Origin of the sequence: Staphylococcus sp. EG-SA-15, assembly GCF_017151895.1 — a bacterium.
GTDB classification, from domain to species: domain Bacteria; phylum Bacillota; class Bacilli; order Staphylococcales; family Staphylococcaceae; genus Staphylococcus; species Staphylococcus aureus.
Genome location: NZ_JACVZN010000132.1, coordinates 1 through 249, shown reverse-complemented (window position 1 = coordinate 249; position 249 = coordinate 1). Strand labels below are relative to the sequence as shown.

1 protein-coding gene and 1 pseudogene are annotated in these 249 nt (G+C 38.6%); both read right to left on the bottom strand.

What is annotated here, in order from left to right:
* Positions 1 to 126, bottom strand: a pseudogene (locus IDG64_RS15305) (hypothetical protein); the annotation flags it as partial.
* 14 nt (positions 127 to 140) lie between these two features.
* Positions 141 to 249: hypothetical protein (locus tag IDG64_RS15300; RefSeq protein ID WP_241012142.1), on the bottom strand; the 109-nt coding region annotated here is incomplete at its 5' end.

Here is a 249-nt window from a genome sequence, read left to right as displayed (position 1 = left end):
ATTGACTGCATTAGCTGTATAATTGGATTCACGACTCGCAACACGCATCATTTCGTGTGTAATCCAGCTAGCTTTGTATTGACCTCCAAGTATATTTTGAGCTGTTCTAATCGCTCTGCGCGCATTTCAATTACACTCCCCTAAGACTGACGTATTAAAATAGACTGCTGGTGATTGTATAATGCTTCAACATGAGCAATATGTTGTGCTGAATCAGCAATTTGTTCAAACGTATCTTTTGATAAATGG